The organism is Paenibacillus rhizoplanae, from assembly GCF_042684125.1.
GTDB lineage: Bacteria > Bacillota > Bacilli > Paenibacillales > Paenibacillaceae > Paenibacillus_AQ > Paenibacillus_AQ rhizoplanae.
This window is the reverse complement of record NZ_JBHUKY010000003.1, coordinates 25,230-44,850: the sequence shown is the minus strand read 5'-3', so window position 1 is coordinate 44,850 and position 19,621 is coordinate 25,230. Positions and strand designations below refer to the sequence as shown.

Annotated in this window: 7 protein-coding genes; all 7 read right to left on the bottom strand. The window is 48.2% G+C overall.

Annotation, left to right across the window (positions count from 1 at the left end; all coding sequences use genetic code 11):
• Window positions 1-6 precede the first annotated feature (6 nt).
• Entirely contained in the window at window positions 7-4,641 is a 4,635-nt protein-coding gene (locus tag ACFSX3_RS00510; protein ID WP_379312493.1) for an amino acid adenylation domain-containing protein, read from the bottom strand.
• Between the two features lie 26 nt (window positions 4,642-4,667).
• On the bottom strand, window positions 4,668-7,703 hold the full coding sequence (locus ACFSX3_RS00505; RefSeq protein WP_209992473.1) for a type I polyketide synthase: 3,036 nt from the start codon (window positions 7,701-7,703) through the stop codon (window positions 4,668-4,670).
• A 24-nt stretch (window positions 7,704-7,727) separates the two neighbouring features.
• Entirely contained in the window at window positions 7,728-13,202 is a 5,475-nt protein-coding gene (locus tag ACFSX3_RS00500; RefSeq protein ID WP_209992474.1) for a type I polyketide synthase, read from the bottom strand.
• A 352-nt stretch (window positions 13,203-13,554) separates the two neighbouring features.
• Entirely contained in the window at window positions 13,555-15,276 is a 1,722-nt protein-coding gene (cydC, locus tag ACFSX3_RS00495) for a thiol reductant ABC exporter subunit CydC (protein WP_209992475.1), read from the bottom strand.
• Entirely contained in the window at window positions 15,273-17,027 is a 1,755-nt protein-coding gene (gene cydD, locus ACFSX3_RS00490; RefSeq protein WP_209992476.1) for a thiol reductant ABC exporter subunit CydD, read from the bottom strand. The genes cydC and cydD overlap by 4 nt, the downstream gene beginning before the upstream one ends.
• A complete protein-coding gene (locus tag ACFSX3_RS00485; RefSeq protein ID WP_076073513.1) occupies window positions 17,028-18,041 on the bottom strand; it encodes a cytochrome d ubiquinol oxidase subunit II in 1,014 nt (337 codons plus the stop codon).
• Window positions 18,038-19,405 carry a cytochrome ubiquinol oxidase subunit I gene (locus tag ACFSX3_RS00480; protein WP_209992477.1) on the bottom strand — a complete coding sequence of 456 codons (1,368 nt, stop codon included), beginning with the start codon at window positions 19,403-19,405 and terminating at the stop codon, window positions 18,038-18,040. The genes ACFSX3_RS00485 and ACFSX3_RS00480 overlap by 4 nt, the downstream gene beginning before the upstream one ends.
• Window positions 19,406-19,621: the final 216 nt, after the last annotated feature.

Below are 19,621 nucleotides of genomic sequence, written 5' to 3'. Positions count from 1 at the left end.
GTGACCTTAATTGAACTTTGCCAGTATGAAATCTAAATCTTCCATATCCACATCGTCAAAATCTGCAGCGGAAACTCCATCATCCTCAGATTCAATACAGTAGCTGATCATCCCCTTAAGCGTATCCATGAAAGCATTTGCCTGCTGCACGATGTTCTCCCCGGAATGGATATTCGGGTTATATCCCCATTCGAATGTTAAGCGGTCTTGCTGGATATACCCGTTGACTTCAAGCAGACTGACTCTTGTATTCTTCAATCCCCGGGTATACAGCGGTTCTCCGGTAATCAGCCGGAAGTGTTCATGCTCGGAGGTCTTGTTATCCAAATGCCCCATGTAATTAAAAACAATATCCATAGCTTCACGGGGGCAATCACTAAGCATGAACTCGAACTTACGCTTCTGCACGGCAGCTAATCTGTCTTTCACTTTTTTCAACGTAGCTCCAGTATTTGAAATATCATCTGCGGAGAAGTACAAAGGGTACAGGTTGGTAAACCAGCCTACCGTTCTTGAGAGATCCACCTGATCGGCAAGCATATCTCTTCCGTGACTTTCCAGATATATGCTGTGGTCTGCTCCATCCCTTTCATGCAGCATCGTTTCCAGGGCAGCAATCATGACCTCAATAGGCTGAATGCTGTAATTCTTAGACACTTCAGTCATTAGCTTGGCGGTATCTTCTTCCGATAAGGAGAACAGGCATTGCTCTGCATCTCCTTCAAGATTGTCTGCGCTGGACCGGCCTTTTTTGGTATTTCTTGAATGAGCCGCAATTTCTTTTGTCCACTCGTTTTTTTTGCTAACTGCTTCATGGCGTCCGGCATAGGCTTCTACTGCGTTGCTCCATCTTATAAAGGATGAGGTTTTCTGCGGAAGTCTAATTTCCCGCTTGTCAATTAAGGCCTGATAGCTGTTCAATAAGTCCTGAGCGATGAACCTGAAAGACACTGCGTCGCATACCAGATGATGTGCCGTCAATACCAGTCTGCTGCTTGACCACGTATCGGACACAATAAGCAGCCCTTTAAATACTTCTCCAGATTGCAAATTGAGAGATTGCTGAAAAGCCGTCAATTCCTGCTGCATCCTTTGTTCGTAGTCATCATGAGCTGGGATCTCTACTGTCTTCAAGCGTTCGGTATAGGCAAACGGCAGAATATCCGCATATCTTGGAGCCTTTCCGGGAAGTACACGGGTTCTTAACAAATCATGCTGCCGGCACACTTCATTGAGTGCTTCATTCAATCGCCCAGCATCTACAGTCTGCTTCAATTCAAAGCTTATAGACTGATTCCAATGGTTATTTTCCGGGAAATTATTGGTGAAGAACCATTGCTGGATAGGTGTCAACAGGTACGAACCTGTAACCTCTCCCTGATCACAATGGATATGTTCAACTGCCGTAGCCTTTAATGCCATTTGTTCAATACATTTATCATCGTAAAAAGACTTTAATTCGAGCTTAATTCCTGCCTCTGCCGCCTTAGCAATAACCTGCATGCTGATAATCGAGTCTCCGCCAATTTCGAAGAAATGATCGCGGATACTAATCCGCTCAGCCCCTAAGAGCTCACACCAGATTCGTTCCAGCGTTCTTTCAATCTCTGTGGACGGTTCGGCGAATTCGTTCTCCGCTTCCATAGGCTGACCTAAGGACGCCAATCTGCTGTTGTCCGGCTTGCCGTTCGTATTGAGCGGAATGGCCTCAAGTGTATAAAATGCTGCTGGAATCATATACGAAGGTAATCTATCGTTCAAAAAGCTTCTGATTTCTGTCAAAGTTACTACTGCATCCACAACTAAATAAGCTGCCAGATAAAGATTGCTCTTGTGGTCAATCTCCGGGACAACAACCGCCTCATTCACTCTGTTATGAGAAGAGAGCTTATCCTCAATCTCTCCGATCTCGATGCGGTGTCCCCTGATCTTGACCTGATTATCTATTCTTCCGGTAAAAGCAATATTTCCGTCGTCCAGCCAGCTTGCGTAATCCCCCGTCCGGTACAATTTACCGGGACCATAGGGATTATCTATGAATTTCTCCGCTGTCAGCTCCGGCTTATTCAGATACCCCCGGGCAATGCCTGCACCTGCTATACATAACTCTCCAATAATCCCTTTTCCACATAAGGAAGTATAATTCATAATATAGATTTGCATATTGGAAATCGGCTTGCCAACCGGAATTCTATTCGGGATTTGAACAGTCCTTTCGTATTGCCAGTCCGACGCACAAACCGTAGTCTCGGTAGGTCCATACGCATTGAAATATTCAATCGGCTCAGCCAAATTCTCCACCAGATTGACGCTTGATGCTGATCCCGCTGTGATCAACAACCGGATTCCGATAGGCCTATCCGATATCACATTCCAGTACGGCGGAGGCAAGGTGGCAACAGTTACGTTATGCCTTTTTAGCTCCTGTTCCAGCAGATTCACATCCAGTGCAGTTTCTTTGGTAATGATGCATAGTTTTGCGCCGGTGAGAATTCCCATAATCATTTCCCAGACAGAGGCATCAAAAACCAGATTGGCAAATTGCAGGATCGTATCATCCGCGGTCACTTTGTATTTATTCCAAAAATAATCTCTCAAGTTAACCATGCCGCTGTGTTCCACCATAACGCCTTTGGGCTGACCTGTAGTTCCCGAGGTATAGATTACATAAGCAAGATTATCCGGATTACTGTGGTCCGTAAGATTGTCCGTAGACTCGGTCTCTATGTGCTTATCATCTATTGAAATCTGCTCAATGCCTGCATAATCCAGCTGGATGCCGGAAGTTATCATATACCGGACTTGGCTGTCTTCCAAAATATACTCCATCCGCTCCCGGGGATAAGTCAAATCCACCGGCATATAAGCTCCGCCAGCCTTGGTTACCCCCAGTATGGCAATGATGGCCTCAATAGATTTATCCAGCATAATGGCCACCAGACTCTCGCAGCCCACACCGTATTTCCGCAGATGATGCGCCAGTTGGTTGCTGCGGTTATTCAGTTCTTTATAGGTAATCCTCTCATTGCCGCATACTACGGCTACTGCCTCTTCCCGGAGCGCCGCCTGGGTCTCGAATAACTGCTTGATGGTCTGTGGCTTATAGTCCGTAACCTTTTCGTTAAAAGAGTAGAGTATCTCAGCCTTTTCTTCTTCCGAGATCATTTCAATATTTTTAATAGGCTGATTTTCATATTCAGCAATGAATTGCAGAATATTCAGATAATAGTCTTTGATTTTTGTAATCCGCTCCCGGGAGAATTTATCTGATTTATACTCAAACCAGGCACTTAAGCCATCCTTTTCATCATTGACTTCCAGCGCCAGATCAACCTTGGCCGTTTTTAAATCCAGTTCTTCGAACTCTATGTAGAAATCCTTTGTTGTAATATTCTTTAGCGCATTGGTCTCATAACTGAACACCACCTGATAGATCGGGGTGGACAGCAAATCTCTTTCTACTGCCAAATCCTCTACTATGAAATCAAACGGCAAATCCTGATGCTTCAAGGCCTGCATCACCTGGGCATTCTCGGCCTGGATATAATCGAATAATTGTTGCTCTTCACCAATATTACTGCGGATCGGCAGCATGTTCAGGAAGCACCCGATGATGCTCTGGCATTCCTCTTCATTTCTGCCGGTAACCGGGACCCCGACAATAATATCGTTTTGGTGTACATACTTATGCAGCATGATTTTGAGTGCGCTCATTAACAATACAAACAGTGTAACCCCGTGTTTTTTTGCAGCAGCCTCCAGTTTGATTTTCATCTCCTTGCGGATTGAAAAAGCTACCCGTTCGCCATGATAGGTAAGCCCATGACCGGCCGTGTAATCCGTTGGAAGCATACAGCTCATGCTGCTGCCTGACAAGTGTTCCCTCCAGAACTTAAGCTGATGATCGAACTCGCCTTTGGCAATCCGGTCATTCATGTGGATGACATAATCATAATATTGCACAGCGGGTTCCTGTACAGGTGCCATGCTTGCGTCTGCATAGGCTTCATACAGTTGAAGTAATTCTCTAATAAAAATGCCGCTTGAATAGCCGTCCGATACAATATGATGCCATACAATTTGTCCAATCCATTCCGTCTCACTAAGCTTGTAACAGATCAGTCGAATAAGCTTGCCCTCTGCTAACCGGAACGGCTGTATTCCTTCTGTGTACATCCTTTGCCTGATATCATCAGGCGATATTTCCATCCCCGCCTGGGAGCAATCATACCTTTTGAAGACCGGCTCTTCGCTATCTTCGCTGAGCTCAACCTCAAGCTGTCCTTGTCCTCCCTTGAATTTGGAACGCAGCACCTCCTGCTGCTTAACCACCGTTCTGAAGGCCTTGTGCAAAAGCTCCACCTGTAGTTTTCCATGGAATTTCACATAACCCGAAACGTTATACGTAATCGAATCATTGAAGAGTTGTTCGACATACCAAATTTTCTTTTGCATATAGTTGGAAGGCAACACGGTCAACTCCGGTGCTCTCTTGATGACTCTATGCAGCCCTTTGTCTTGCAGGATGATCTGCCTTTTCTTTTTTCTTTGTTCCTCCAAGAGACTCTCCAGCAGCAGTCTCTTGGCGTCCGATAAGGCATTCACTCTGTTTTTCACACTTCCACTTTCGTTGTTCTGCATCTCTCCACACCTCTATCTGTCCATATTTAGACTGCATCCAAATCGAGGCTTTCTGACAACTCTTCCAATACAAGGTCAGCTACATTCTTGACAGTCGGTGCTTCGATAAACAGTTTCAACTGCAATTCAATTCCATAGAGTTCCTTTATTCTCAGGACGACTTGTGTGATCATCAGCGAATGTCCGCCAAGCTCAAAGAAGTTATCGTTGATTCCAATCGGCGTAATCCCCATAATATCCTGGAGGATTTCCACTATACTCTCTTCAATCGCATTGTCAGGCTGTTCATATTCCACCGATAAATCCGGCCGGTTATACTCTATCGCGTCCGCTTCTACAGCACTGTCTGCTGAAAGCTCCCTATCCCAGTCATTGCTTCCAGCCGCTTCATAAGCCTTCTGCTTGCCAGCTTCAATCCAATGTCTTTTCCTTTCAAAAGGATACGTCGGCAAAGGGGTTCTGAATAAGATTTCTTCTTCGTAATATTTTGCAAAATCAATGGTTAGGCCGCTGATCCAGGCCTTCTTTACGAACTCCGCCAGAAATTTATTATCATTCATCGTATTCTTAACGCCGCGGACCGTTTGGAACAATAGGCACTCCGCGTAGTCTTTCAAATTATCCTGCATAAAAACAGAGAGAGTTTTTCCCGGACCCACTTCGATGAAGTATTTATAATTATTCTGTGCCAAATGAAGTGAAGCATCTTTAAATCTGACGGTGCCCAGCATATGCTGTATCCAATAGTCAGCACTCATCGCCTCTTCCGGCTTCAGCCACTCTCCCGTGACATTGGACATGATCGGGATCATCGGCTTGTTGAACGTCACCGTCTGGAGCACCTTCAGCATGTCCTCAACTGCACCCTGCATCATATAGGAATGAAAAGCATGGGAGGTGTGAAGAATTCTGTACTCTCGATGCTCTGTAATCTGTTCGACCACTTCCTGCAGCGCTGCGCTATCCCCGGCCAATACCACCCGGTTCTCGGAATTAATCAAGGCCAGTGAGACCTTCCCGCTAATATAGGCCTGCGCTTCCTGCTCATTCATATTCACATACAGCATTTCGCCCGCCGGCAGACTTTGGATGATCCGGCCCCGCATGACCATTAATCTAAGCCCATCCTGGAGTGAGAACACCCCGGCCAGACAAGCAGCCACGTACTCTCCGACACTATGCCCCAGCAAAGCTTTGGGAGTGATTCCCCAATGCATCAAAGTCTTGGCCAAGCAGTACTCAATGGCAAATAGAGCAACCTGCGTATTCCGGGTTTCTGTGAGCGTCTCCTCACCCTTAGCATCCGCTTGATCTGCAAAGACAAGCTGTCTTAAATCATAGTTACACTGCTTCTGAAGGATCTCGAAGCACTTATCCAGCTCATGCCGGAATATAGGCTTCGTATCGTACAGTTGTTTTGTCATATTCACATACTGCACGCCTTGTCCCGGGAACAGGAACACAATTTCCTTTTCGTTCTCATTCGGAGATTTCACCGCAGGAAGGCTACCGCCCAATTTATGAATCAGATCTTCTCTGCTGTTACAGACCAGACCGCCTCGATAGGGCAGTCTCTTTCTTCCGATATTCATCGTATACAGGATATTCCGGTAATCAATGTCTTCATTATTTTGCACAAAGTCCAGCAGTTGTCCGGCCACCTCTTCATAGGCGGTCTTTGTCTTTGCGGATAGCAGCAGCAATTGGAATTGCTCATGGCTCTCGACTTTGCGGGTGTCGATCGCTTCCTCCAAGACTACATGAACATTGGTACCGCCAATGCCAAACGAGCTGACGCCTGCTCTTCTTACCCGGCAATCCGGGTTCCAGTCACTGAGACGGGTGTTTACATAGAAAGGGGAGTTCTTCAAATCAATGTTGGGATTCGTTTCTTTATAATTAATGCAGGGCACAAGCTTCTGCTTCTGCAGCATCAGACTGGTTTTGATTAACCCGGCCGTACCTGCTGCAGAATCCAGATGTCCAATATTGGCTTTCACTGCACCCAGGGCGCAGAAATTCCGCTTGTCCGTGGCTTCTGAGAAAGCTTCTGTAAGTGCTTGTACCTCTATGGGGTCCCCCATGGGAGTCGCTGTTCCATGAGTCTCAATATAAGTAATCGTTTCTTCATCTATCTCGCTTAGGATCTGGGCGCTCTTAATCGCATTGCGTTCACCTTCAATGCTTGGTGCCGAATAACCAACCTTTGCTGAACCGTCATTGTTAAAGGCGGCTCCCTTAATGACAGCGATGATATGATCCCGGTCGTTTACAGCATCTTCTAATCTTTTCAGCAGCACGGTTCCTACTCCGCTGCCGCTTAATGAACCGCTGCAATCTTTATCAAACGGCCGGCAATGTCCGTCCTCCGCAAGAACCTCTCCTTTAATGTAGAGATAACCGCTATCCTGAGGAAGTGACAGGGAGCTCCCACCGGCAATGGCCATATCGCATTGATAATTCAGCAGAGCCTGACAGCCCAGAACTACGGCGGTCAGGGAAGTGGAACATGCAGTCTGCACATTCACGCTCGGTCCCTTCAGATTCAGCTTGTAGGAAATCATGGTCGAAGCATAATGAACATCGTTCCCAATCCATATTTGTCTGATCTCGGGAGTGGAATCCAGATCCATACTGGACATAATATTCTTCAATAAATACTTGCTGGTTCCCGTCCCGACAAATACGCCAACCTTCCCTGCATATTGGTCCGATTGGTACCCGGCACTTTCCATCAGCCGCCATGAGCTCTCAAGCAGAATTCTTTGCTGCGGGTCCATCAGGGCTGCTTCCCTGGGCGTGAAGCCAAAGAACGCCGCGTCAAATTGCTCAATATCATTTATTTTGAAGCCGCACTTTCTGTACTCCGGATGGGTGAGCAGCTCTTCCGGTATCCCTGCTGCCCGAAGCTCCTCATCGGTGAAGAAGGTAAGCGACTCCGTCCCGTTGCACAGATTCTCCCAATACTGCATTACGTTATCTGCTCCCGGAACCTGGCAGTCCATCCCGATAATAGCAATATCGAGGTCTCTAAGATCATCATTCTGGGCGGATATTTCCATGCTTCTGTATCCTCCTTTCCGTTTTTATTTAGATAGTAGAAGTGCAGCCTCTTCTTCTGTCAGATTCTCTAACTGGTTCAATAAAGCCTCCAGGTCTGCTTCGGATTCGTCTTCAATAATCAGGTCATTGATGTCATTGAAGTGTTTTCCGGCCAGGTCAGCAATGCTGATTCCGCCCAGAAGGTCAACAATGGAAATGTTAATACTGCATTTCTTATTTATTTTATTTCTGATCTCTGCAGCTATAATGGAGTCCACTCCAACCGAACTGATCGGCTCATCAAGAACAAGTGCTTCCTTCTTCGCATGAATGGTCTCGGCGATGATCTCAGCGAAGAAATCCATGATAACCGCACATTTTTCTTCCGTGCTGGAGGCTTTGGCCAGAATGCTGAACAAGTCGGTCTCCTGCATGTCCCCGGCAGCATCTTCGTTTTGCACGGCGAGGTGATTGTACAATGCAGGCTTGCCCGGATAATTATTAAGCGCAAGCGGCCAGTCCGCTTCACCGATTACCGCATGGCATAGCTGTTGTCCGAACACTCTTTCCAGCGCCTGCATGCCATTCACCGCGTAGATCGGGTTCATGCCTCTTTGATATTTATAATGATCAATCAAATTCTTTTCTTTAACCATCCCTACCCCCCATGGTCCCCAGCCCAGACTCAAGGCAGATTTGCCTTTACTGCGGCGATAGTAGGCCAGTGAATCCATAAAGGAGTTCGCTGCGGCATAATTCACTTGTCCAACCGCCGTAACGACCGATCCTGTGGAAGAGTACATGATGAAAAAGTCCAGTTCAACCTCTTCAAGATATTTATTCAATAACCATGCGCCTTTAACTTTGGTGTCATAGACCTCATCGAACTCATGTTGCTCCATTTGCATCATTAATTTGTCTTTGACTACACCGGCAATATGGACCACACCGCCGATCGGCATGGTTTCTTCGTGAATCAATCTATGTGTAAGCTCCCGGACTGCTGCTTCATCCGCGATGTCCAGCGCGGCTACTTCAACGGTACAGCCTTTCCGTTCAAGCTCATTGATAAATTGCACCTGGCTGTACAGCTTATGGGATGAAGCCATCCCTTTTCTTTCTTTTTTGCCAGGGAACGGAGTACGGCCCACCAATACAAAATGTCTGGCTCCCTTCTCGTACATCCAATTCACAGTGATTTGCCCGAGTGAGCCCATTGCACCCGTGACCAGATAAATCTTATTGTCCGCCATAGTTACCGGGATGTTCCCGTCCAGATCGTAGATATGCTCCAGTCTGGCAACATAACGGACACCGTTTCTATACGCCAGTTGATCTTCACGTGTATAGTTCTCCAGATCATTGATCAAAAGTTCGACAGAGGCGGGGTGATGATCGATATCTATACTTGCTCCCCAGCTTCCAATACACTCGGAGTGGCTGATTACTCTGCACATACCGATAGCCGCTCCCTGCAGGACATCAACTGACTCTTTGCCGTCAACACTGACAGCCCCTTGGGTAACTGCCCAAGTACGATATTTCATGGAGTGCTCATTCAAAGTATTCATAACATGGCGGATACTGTTGACAGCCTTCTGCTTGGAAGCCTCAATAGCATCCGTATCCATCTGATCATGACTTGTAATGTCCAGACCCCACAGGTGGATAATGCCGTATTCCTGCTCTTGATCCATGTGCTGAATCAGCTTGATATAATCCTCTTGATTATTGCTGACAATAACACTGCCTGCATCCTGGTTGCCGGAATTCTGATAATCCGCGTAGAACCGTTTGCAGTTATAGCCTCTGCCGCTTAAGTTCTCGGCAATCCTGTCACCCATGCCGGAAGCATCACACAGCACAACCCAGTTCGTATACGAATTACGAGCGGTGATCAGCTGTTCATCGTTCTCTATCTCCTGAGCCTTCCATTCTATGGCATAGAACCATTCTTTCAGATTCTTCTCGCTAAGCACGGCATCTTCCGGACTTTTTTCTACTGATCTGGCAACAAAGTTGTCTACCATGACAACAATGTTTCCTTGCTCATCATAGATTTCAATATCCCCGGCAATGAACTCCTTATTGGATTCCTTCACTATAGAACGGACCCGCAATGGACCGGATGTGTTACCGTATACGACTACAGAATCCACCGTATCCGGCAGCTTAATATCAACTTGTCCGTGATCTCTCAGCTCATCAAATTGATTAACGAGCAGCGACTGAAAGGCAGCATCCAGAATAGCCGGATGCAGGATATTATCCATGTCCTGGATGCCTAACTCCTCCAGCATGCAGATCTCAGCCAGGACTTCATTATGATTAATCCATACCTTCTTAAGCCCCTGGAACATAGGGCCGTAGGTGAAATTCATTTTCTCCAGCAACCCGTAGCATTCCGCCTGATTCAGAATTTCCTTGGCACTGTGCTTAAGAGCCTCCAGATCGGCTGTCCGGTTGACTCGCAAGGTCTGTTTTCTGACAAATTCCCCGCGGAAATTCTCGGTAGTTCTGGATACATCGCCATCTGCCAGGCTTCCGATCTTCACCACACCATGCTGCGGATCATAGTTAATAGACATGTGGCCGGCATTGTTCTCATCAAGGAACAGCGCTCTTTTAAAGTGGATATGATATAAACCATACACCTCATCAATGCTTAATTTGCTGTAATCACGGAGCATTTGGAACGAGGCTTCAATGAAATGGGCCCCGGCCAGCAGTACACTGCCATTTACACAATGGTCTGAGACGAACGGCATAATATAATCATTGATTTCCGCTTCCCATACAGGAACCACGCTGTTCTTGCGGTATCCGATAAAAGGATGCTCTTTCTGTCCAAGGCGTCTCTTCATATGCTCTTTGGATTCTTTCCAGAACCTCTCATGCTCCCATTGATAATGCGGCAGCTTCACATACTTAAAGGTTCCTCTGTAGATCCGGGACCAGTCAATTTCATAGCCTGCACAGAATAGCTCAGACAAGGTTCTAAGCATTCTTGATATTTCCGGATCATTTCTGCGGAGGGAGGGCGAGATCAGGACTTCTATATCCATCTCACTCGCAAGCTCACTTACTGAATTCGCCAGTACCGGATGAGGGCCAACCTCAACAAAACAGGTATAGCCTTCCTCCAAAATCTGTTCCATGGCCTTGGCAAAGTACACGGAACCGGATACATTCAGCCACCAGTATTCATTATCCAGCTCCGGCCCTTCCGCCAGCTGGCCATTTCCGGTGGTATACGTTCTGATTTTGGTTGGTTGCGGATGAATATCGCGCAGGGCTTCCAGCAGCTCCGACTTAATCTCGTTCATAAACACGCTATGATAAGGTACCGTTACTCTTAAGAACTTGTTAAACACGCCGTCCGCTTCAAGCTTGCTGCTGATCTCTGTAAGGCAGCCCATATCTCCGGACAGGGTTAAGCTTGTATTGCTGTTGATTGCCGCAATGGATACTTTGTCGTTATTGTCAGCAATCAGCTCTGTGGCCTGCGCTTCATTCAAAGCAACCGCAAGCATCCCGCCTTTACCCGTCAGCCGCTGCTGGAGCATACTGCGGTAATACGAAATCCGGACCGCATCTTCAAAACTGTAGACACCGGCAGCATACAATCCTGCCACTTCACCCACACTGTGTCCGATAATCAGATCCGGGACGACCCCCATGCTCTTCCACATCTCAACCAAGGCCACCTGCACCGTAAAATTCAACGGCTGGGAGACTTCGGTGAACTGCATGCTGGATTGTTCCTCATTAATCAGGAATTCATCCATCAATGACCAGGACAAGTATCGGGAGAACTCAGCGTGGCACTTCTCGACCGTATTGCGGAATACCGTATTCACATGATAGAGCTCGCGTCCCATCGCGTACCATTGAGGACCCATGCCGGTAAAAATAAACACCAGTCTCTTGTCTTTGCCCTCATTCCCCACAACCACATTCTGCGGTAAAGTATCCTGCTGATAATCTGTCAGACCCTGAATGATCTCCTGTGTATTCCCTCCGAATAACACAAGGGATTTCGGGAATTTCTCACGTTTGGTAAGTGCGGAATAACAAATATCCGGTAAGCTTTCGGCGGTTTGATTCAAAAATTCAGTGTATTCTGCGGCAAGAGCCTTTAAGGATTGTTCTGTTTTTGCGGAGATGGTTAATACTTGAGGCAGTTCTTCGTTGACTGTTCCATCGTACTTTCTGTCACTCGCTATTCCCTGTAAAATCACGTGCGCATTGGTTCCGCCAAACCCGAACGAATTGACACCGACGATGGCGTCTTTGCCATCCTGCGGCCAGCTCTCATTGGTTAAAGGAATTCTTAGCCTCAGCTTGTCCAGATCAAGCTCAGGATTAAGCTCTTTCATCCCGATATGCGGTACAATCTGTCTACGATCAAGAATGCACGCCGCCTTGATTACCGATGCTACGCCGGAGGCTGCCTCCAAATGCCCAATGTTAGGTTTGACCGAGGCCATGATGCATCTGTTATCCTCGGTTCTGTGCTCTCCAAAGAACTCACCGACCGCATTGACTTCAATGGGATCACCCAGTGCTGTTCCTGTTCCATGCAATTCAACATACTGAACTTGGTCGGAGGCAATCCCTGCTCTTGCATATACATCCTGCAGCAGCATCTTTTGGGATTCGCCGTTAGGAACCGTAATGCCATTCGTTTTTCCGTCCTGGTTCACAAGGCTCTCTCTGATCACGGCATATATATAGTCGCCGTCTTCGAGCGCTTTTTCCAGACTTTTAAGGACAAGGATTCCGCCCCCTTCTCCCCTGACATAACCGTTCGCAGCAGCGTCGAAGGTCTTGCAGCTTCCGTCCACCGATAAGAATCCGCCTTTGGATTCAGCTATGAAATACTCCGGGGCATAGATCAGTTCCATGCCGCCTGCCAAGGCCAGCTCGCATTCACCGTTGTGCAGACTTTTGCAGGCCTCATGAACAGAAACCACGGAGGACGAGCAGGCTGTGTCTATGGATAGAGAGGGACCCATTAAATTGTATATGTACGAGATTCTATTCGATAACATCGTCATCATGCTTCCTACTGCAGCATGGGTTCCAATTTGTGCAGCGTCAGCAAATTGCAGGATTTTATAATCGAGAGTAAATCCGCCGATAAATACACCGGTGCGGGAACCGCTCAGACTTCCGGGCTTAATTCCTGCGTCTTCTAACGCCTCCCAGACAATCTCCAGCATTTGTCTCTGTTGCGGATCGATCTGATCTGCCTCCCGGGCATTAATCCCAAAGAACTTTGCATCAAATTGATCAAACTTATCGATAAATCCTCCGCGCCTGGCGTGGCTTTTTCCTTTTACCTGTTTGTTAGGATGATAATATTCTTCAATACTCCATCTATCCTCGGGAATATCTGTAATTGTATCCTTGCCTGACTTCAAGATATCCCAGAACTGTTCTACATTATTTGCGCTCCCTGGGAATCTGCAGCCCATCCCCACAATCGCCACTAGCTTGTCTGTCTGCTTATTCATACCTTTCGCTCCTTTTACTATGCTTATCATTCACAACTGTAAATAACAAAAAAATTCCATTAAACTATATGTATTTTTTTGAATAAACATGCATTTTACAAGGGATTGGTAGACTTCAGAGTGGTTAAAATTAACTATTACCATTAAAGGGGATGAATAGGAATAAAGTAGGGCGAATTAGTATATGAGGTAATATTTACATTTTACAAGATAAAAATAGCATATATCCCAAAATTAAAATGTGACTTTCTTCACCAAAAAAAGCTCACCTCGAGGTGAGCAGCATAACCCTATTGATGGTCGCATTGTGAATCATTTCATGAATAATCGCCTCGCGATAGAGACCTTCTGCCTACAGCTCTCCAATCATTTGCAGCTCAATTTGCTTCATACGGTACAAGTAGCCCTTTTGTTCCATTAGCTCCGCATATGAACCTGTTTCGATGACCCTGCCTTGCTCCATGACGATAATCCTGTCCATACCTTCCAGGCCGGTAAGCCGGTGGCAAATGAGCAGTAAAGTATCTCCGGCGGACTGTTCGTAGAGATGGGTTAACACGCGCTCTTCCGTTACATAATCCAGCGAAGATGTCGGTTCATCCAGCAGCCATAACCGCCCTTTGCGGAGCATGACCCGGGCCAGAGCCAAACGCTGCTTCTCGCCGTCGGACAGGTTCTCTCCTTTTTCGAATACAACATCGGTTAATGCCACATCCTGCAGTTGGGCTTTCGCGAGAGCTTCTAATAATACTTCGTCAGACTGTTCTTCTCCATTCAGCAGCAGGTTGTCTCGGACCGTTCCACGGAAAAAATGACTTTGCTGTAATACGACATTAGAGGCTTCCCAAATGCCTGTCTCATCCAGCTCTTGTACCGAAACACCGTTTAGAAGTATGTCACCGGATACAGGTGTGCGCAGCTTGAGCAGCAAATCGATCAGGGTTGATTTGCCGGACCCGCTCGGTCCGACCACGGCCGTTCTGGAGCCTGCCGGGAGCTGCAGCGACACCTCTGTCAGCGCGGGCCGCCACTCATCGATATATTGGAACGTAACGCCGGACAGCTCCACCGAAACAGCATCTCCTGCCGCCAGAGTGCGGCCCGGCTGCACAGGTAAGTCACCGGCAGGCATTACGGTTTCAGTCAGCCTTTTGGCCGCGTGCTCGCTGTCTTGCTTATATGCAGGTAAAGTAGCCATGGCCGCAGCTTCTTCGAACACCGTCTGTGAGGCCATGACAAGCATAGCTAGAAATACTCCGGCCAGCGCACCTTCCATAATTAGATAGGCACCTAACGTCAGTACACCCCACGAAATAAAGAAGGTTACAAAAGTATGCATTGCCTGTCCGCGCAGCAGATGGCCTGCTGCACGCTGCTGCTCTGCTGTCAGTGCTGCCGAAGCCGCCTGGAGCTGCTGTTCCCGCTGGGGCAATTGCCCGTACACCTTCAGATCGCGGAAGCCATACAACACCTCGGTTACCTCCGTTGACAGCAGCGCCCGCTGCTTACGGACGCGGCCGTGTATTGACCGCTGGCCCAGCAATACGATTCCCGGTACAACCAATGCGGTCAGCAGCATTCCTGTTATAAACAAGCAGGCCATCCAGAATGAATAAGAAGCACTGAACACCATAGTTGCCAGAAACACCGTGATGACGATAACCGGCGGATAAGCGACACGCAAAAAATAATTCTGCAGGCTCTCTACATCGCCGACAATCCGCGCAAGCAGATCTCCACTGCGGTTCTTGTTCAATATACCGGGCGTTAACGGGATCAGCCGGGCAAAAAAGCCTGTGCGCAAACGGCTAAGCATGGAAAAGGTTGCTCTGTGCGAATACAGGCGTTCCCCGTAACGGCTTGCCGCCCGGAGCAGACCCAGCAGCTTGACCAGCGCGGTAAGTACGATAAGGGTGTAGAGCGGCGGCATAAAGACCGTCTGTGAAATCAGATACCCGCTTGCGGAGAAGAGGGCCACACCGGCTGCGCCGGCAATAAACCCTCCCAGAATCGAAAGCAGAATATCCTTACGCTCTGCTATCATGGCCTTGGACAAAATCGCCAGCTCGTTCATGCTGACCCTCCTTTTCGCTGAATATCAACCATCTCGGCATATTGAGACACATGTTCAAGGAGCTCCTCGTGAGGTCCTGCCGCCGCCAATACTCCATGGTCCATAAACAAAATGTGATCCGCTTGCCGGATCGTATATAACCGGTGTGCGACTGTGATCATCGTTGCATTTCGAGCCAGCGCGGTTATGGAGCTTTGCAGGATTTGTTCGGTCTGTAAGTCGAGGCCCACCGTAGGCTCATCGAACAGGATCAGAGCCGGACGTTTCAAAAAGGCCCGCGCTAAAGCAAGACGCTGCTTTTCCCCTCCCGACAGTCCCCTGCCGCCTTCCCCGACGTAAGTGTCCAAACCCTGCTCCAGCCCGGCAACAAGCGTTGAAAGTCCCGCTTCCTCTGCGGCCTGCTTGATTTCATCCCTGGAGACCGTACGTCCGGCGCCGATGGCGATATTATCAGCGAATGTGCCGGCAAAAATATAGGGGTGCTGCGTAATGTAGCTGACCTGCTCAAACCATGAGTCTTCCTCCCACTCTGTCAGCGGGCTTCCGTTCACCATCACTGTCCCTGATACCGGCTTCAGAAGCCCGGCAAAGAGATGGAGCAACGTTGTTTTGCCCGAGCCGCTTTTACCGACTATGGCAATATGCTCTCCCGGTCCTATGGAGACGGGTCCGGCCTTAAGCTCAAATGAATCGGGTGCATAATGGAAATGTACATCATCCAGCGCAATGGATGGCGGCATCCGGAGCAGCTTGGCTGAGGACTGCTGGCCCTCTTCCGGCTGTGTGCCGCCGCCTATTTCCGCAAGCATTTGCTCCACCTTACGGACCGCCCCCATACTGGTCCGCCCGCTGTGAAAAGCAGTGCCTGTATTCTTGAGCAGGTTAAAAAACTCGGGAACAAGCAGCAGAACCAGAAAGGCCGTGTGGAACGGCATCGATTTGAATACGAGCAGTTGAATAGCCAATTCAAGGGCAACAATCCCGATGCTAAGCATGACGATGGATTCCAGCATAAAAGTATTCGTAAAGGCAACCTTCAAAATATCCATGGTCGCGTCACGGTAACCCAGGCTGCTGCGCTCAATCTGCTGCTGCTGGCGGCGGGATTGTCCAAATATTTTCAACGTCACCAGCCCTTGAAGCGAATCCAGGAACGTACCGGAGAACTCTGCAAGCTGTGCATATTTCTCTTCGGATTTGTTCTTCGTTTGCAGTCCCACCAGAATCATAAACAGCGGGATGAAGGGTGCCGTAAACAGCAGAATGAAGCCGGTATTCGCATGTAAGATAAACGTAAACACCAGAATCAGAACCGGGATGATCGCTGCTTCGGCCATCCGCGGCATGTAGTGACTGAAATAGCTGTCAGCCTCGTCCACTGCATCAAGAGCCACACTGACCTTTCCTCCCGTCTGCCCCCGCAGCGTTGAAGGCATGGAAGCATGGGTAAGCTTCTGCAGCACGGCTGAACGCATATTTGCCTTTGCTTCGGCAGCCATAGACAAGCCTACCCTTCCGTTTGCGTATAACAGCAAAGTGCGGATAGCCATCACTGACAGCAGAAGAGCGAGCAGCAATGCAACCGAAGATAAGGAAGCCTTCTCCACGAACACCCGCTGGACTGCTTCAGCCAACAACCCGGCCTGGCTTACAATCGCAATGCCAAGCATGAGCGACAGGAGGGTCAGCAAAACCAGCCGTTTTCGTTGCCCAGACATTTGCTCAGCGATCAGGCTTTTTTTGTTGTCCATTTACTTCTTTCCTTTCACATAATCTGCGTCAAAGAGGAACAGCTTGAACACCAGAATCAGGGAAGGAATGAGCAAGCACATGCCGCCGATGAACACGATAACCAGCGCCAGGCCCATGGCCGGTGAGGTGATGCTGTTCTCAAGCGTAATGAACGGGTCCAGAATATAAGGATACTGCCCGATTCCGTAAGCGAAGAAGGCGCATAGAAATTGCAGCATGATGCTTATGAACGCCAAGCCGTAACGGCGTCCGCTGTACAGCAGCCACATGGCAAGCATGAAGAAAGCAACGGACAGCGCAAGCAGCCACCATAAATCCATCATATTTTGAAAATGCCGCTCATTGTGCTGTCCTAGATAAATAAAGGCCGTCAGTGCGATAACAATGGTCGGGGTGCTCCAGAACAGCGCATAGGTGCGCATAAGCTTCAGCGCGGGCTGATCCTCAGCCCTGGAAGCATAGAAGGCCAAGAAGGAGGCGCTGATGAACAGTACGGATACAATCGCCAAGCCTACAATGCTCCAGGATAACGGGTTGGTGAACAATGCCCAGTAATCCAGAGACACGGTCTCTCCCTGCTTAAAGATAAAGCCGCCTTCCGACAGGGTGAGCGCCACTGACAAGGATGCGGGAATCAGCAGGCCCGAAGCGCCGTACAGGAACAGATATACGATGTTATTCTTGGAGCCGTAATTCTCGAACGCATAGAACGAACCGCGGATCGCGATTAGTATAACGGCAATGCTTCCCGGAACTAGCAGCGCCGAGCCGTAATAATAAGCGGTATCCGGGAAGAATCCAACAAGTCCAATGTAAAAAAAGACGAAAAAGACATTGGTAATCTCCCAGACAGGCGATAAGTAGCGGGAGATCAAACGGTTAATCAGATGATCCTGCTTGGTCAGCCGGGCATAAAAGGCAAAGAAGCCGGCTCCAAAATCAATAGAGGCTACTATTAAATATCCGTATAAAAACAGCCAGAGCACTGAAATCCCAATCAGTTCGTAACTCATTTTGCGTGCTCACCCTTTACTTTTGATTTGTCGCCGGGAGGCTGATGCCACTTCTCCATCTCGGTTTCTGCCGGATTGTCCTTGAACATGCGGCGCAGCACAAGAACACATACAGTGCCTAACAGGATGTACAGCAACAAGAAAACAAAAAACAGGATTCTTACGCTCGGTGATGTCGTAGCCCCCTCTTCTACACGCATGTATCCCCTTAAGATCCAGGGCTGCCGACCGATTTCAGCGTAAAACCAGCCTAGCTCGACTCCCAGAAAAGCAAGCGGTGCGCCTAACGCGATCGCGCGAAGCAGCCATTTGTTATGCTCATTGCGTTTTTTCCAGAAGACAAACAGGAAATACAGGAATGAAATGCCTAGTAGTGCGAACCCTACACCGACCATCAGATCAAACAAATAATGGACCAGGAGCAGTGGCTGCTCATCCGCAGGAAATTCATTCAGACCTGTCACTTCTGCATTAAAATCGCCAAAGGCAAGGAAGCTGAGAAATTTGGGAATGTGAAGTGCGCCCAGAACCTCATGCTCTGCGTTAAGCCACCCCAACAGAATCAAATCTGCACCGCTTTCCGTTTCAAAATGCCACTCTGCCGCTGCCAGCTTCTCCGGCTGATGCTCAGCCAAAAATTTTGCAGACGCATCTCCAGCCAGTGAGTTCAGCAGTCCAAACACCATCACCACGGCCATCATCAGCTTCAGCGCTTTTTTATGGTATTCCGAGGCGCCCTTTTTGAGGAGTGCAAACGCGGCAATGCCTGCCAGCATTGCGGCAACGGCCAGATAGGCTGAGCTTAAGACATGGAACACCTTGGAGAACGTCGCTGTATTCAGCATCGCCTCCACCGGATTCACAGCTATGAATTGCCCTCCCGCCATGGCAAAGCCCTCAGGCTGATTCATGAACCCGTTTACGGTCGTGATAAAAACAGCAGACATCCCTGCACCGGCAACAATCGGGATCGTAAGAAGCCAGTGAATATACGGCTTTTTGAACCGGTCCCAGGTATAGAGGTAAATGCCCAGGAAGATGGCCTCAAAAAAGAAAGCAAACACTTCCATAAATAACGGGAGCGCAATCACGTTACCGGCAAGCTTCATGAAATTGGGCCAGATCAAGGCCAGCTGCAGCGAAATCGCTGTACCTGTCACCACGCCCACGGCAACAGAAATGACAAACCCGCGGGCCCATCTCTTTGCCATCAGCGTATAGTGAGGGTCTTTTTTGCGTATGCCCATGAATTCAGCAATGGCGATCATCAGCGGAACCCCGACGCCAATTGTTGCGAAAATAACGTGGAACCCCAGTGTCAAGCCTGTCACCAGTCTGCTCCACAGCACGGTATCGATGCCCATTATGTTAGTGCCTCCTTATAAAAGCTGATAGATATTTTAAATTATTATATCTTTAATTTTAAGCGAATCGGTTCCGGTCACCTTTTTGCCTTCAAACGTTCATGAAAGCATCAACTCTTTCTTACATCTTGGTGAATACGGCCGAAACTACTCTTTCGGGCTATTGTTTGATAGGGCATAACATGGTACGGGACTGTTCATTAATAAAAATAGCGG

Coding starts and splice junctions, on each gene's coding strand:
- ACFSX3_RS00510 (WP_379312493.1), bottom strand. CDS start 4,641: ATGCAGAACAACGAAAGTGGAAGTGTGAAAAACAGAGTGAATGCCTTA.
- ACFSX3_RS00505 (WP_209992473.1), bottom strand. CDS start 7,703: ATGGAAATATCCGCCCAGAATGATGATCTTAGAGACCTCGATATTGCT.
- ACFSX3_RS00500 (WP_209992474.1), bottom strand. CDS start 13,202: ATGAATAAGCAGACAGACAAGCTAGTGGCGATTGTGGGGATGGGCTGC.
- cydC (WP_209992475.1), bottom strand. CDS start 15,276: ATGAACGAGCTGGCGATTTTGTCCAAGGCCATGATAGCAGAGCGTAAG.
- cydD (WP_209992476.1), bottom strand. CDS start 17,027: ATGGACAACAAAAAAAGCCTGATCGCTGAGCAAATGTCTGGGCAACGA.
- ACFSX3_RS00485 (WP_076073513.1), bottom strand. CDS start 18,041: ATGAGTTACGAACTGATTGGGATTTCAGTGCTCTGGCTGTTTTTATAC.
- ACFSX3_RS00480 (WP_209992477.1), bottom strand. CDS start 19,405: ATGGGCATCGATACCGTGCTGTGGAGCAGACTGGTGACAGGCTTGACA.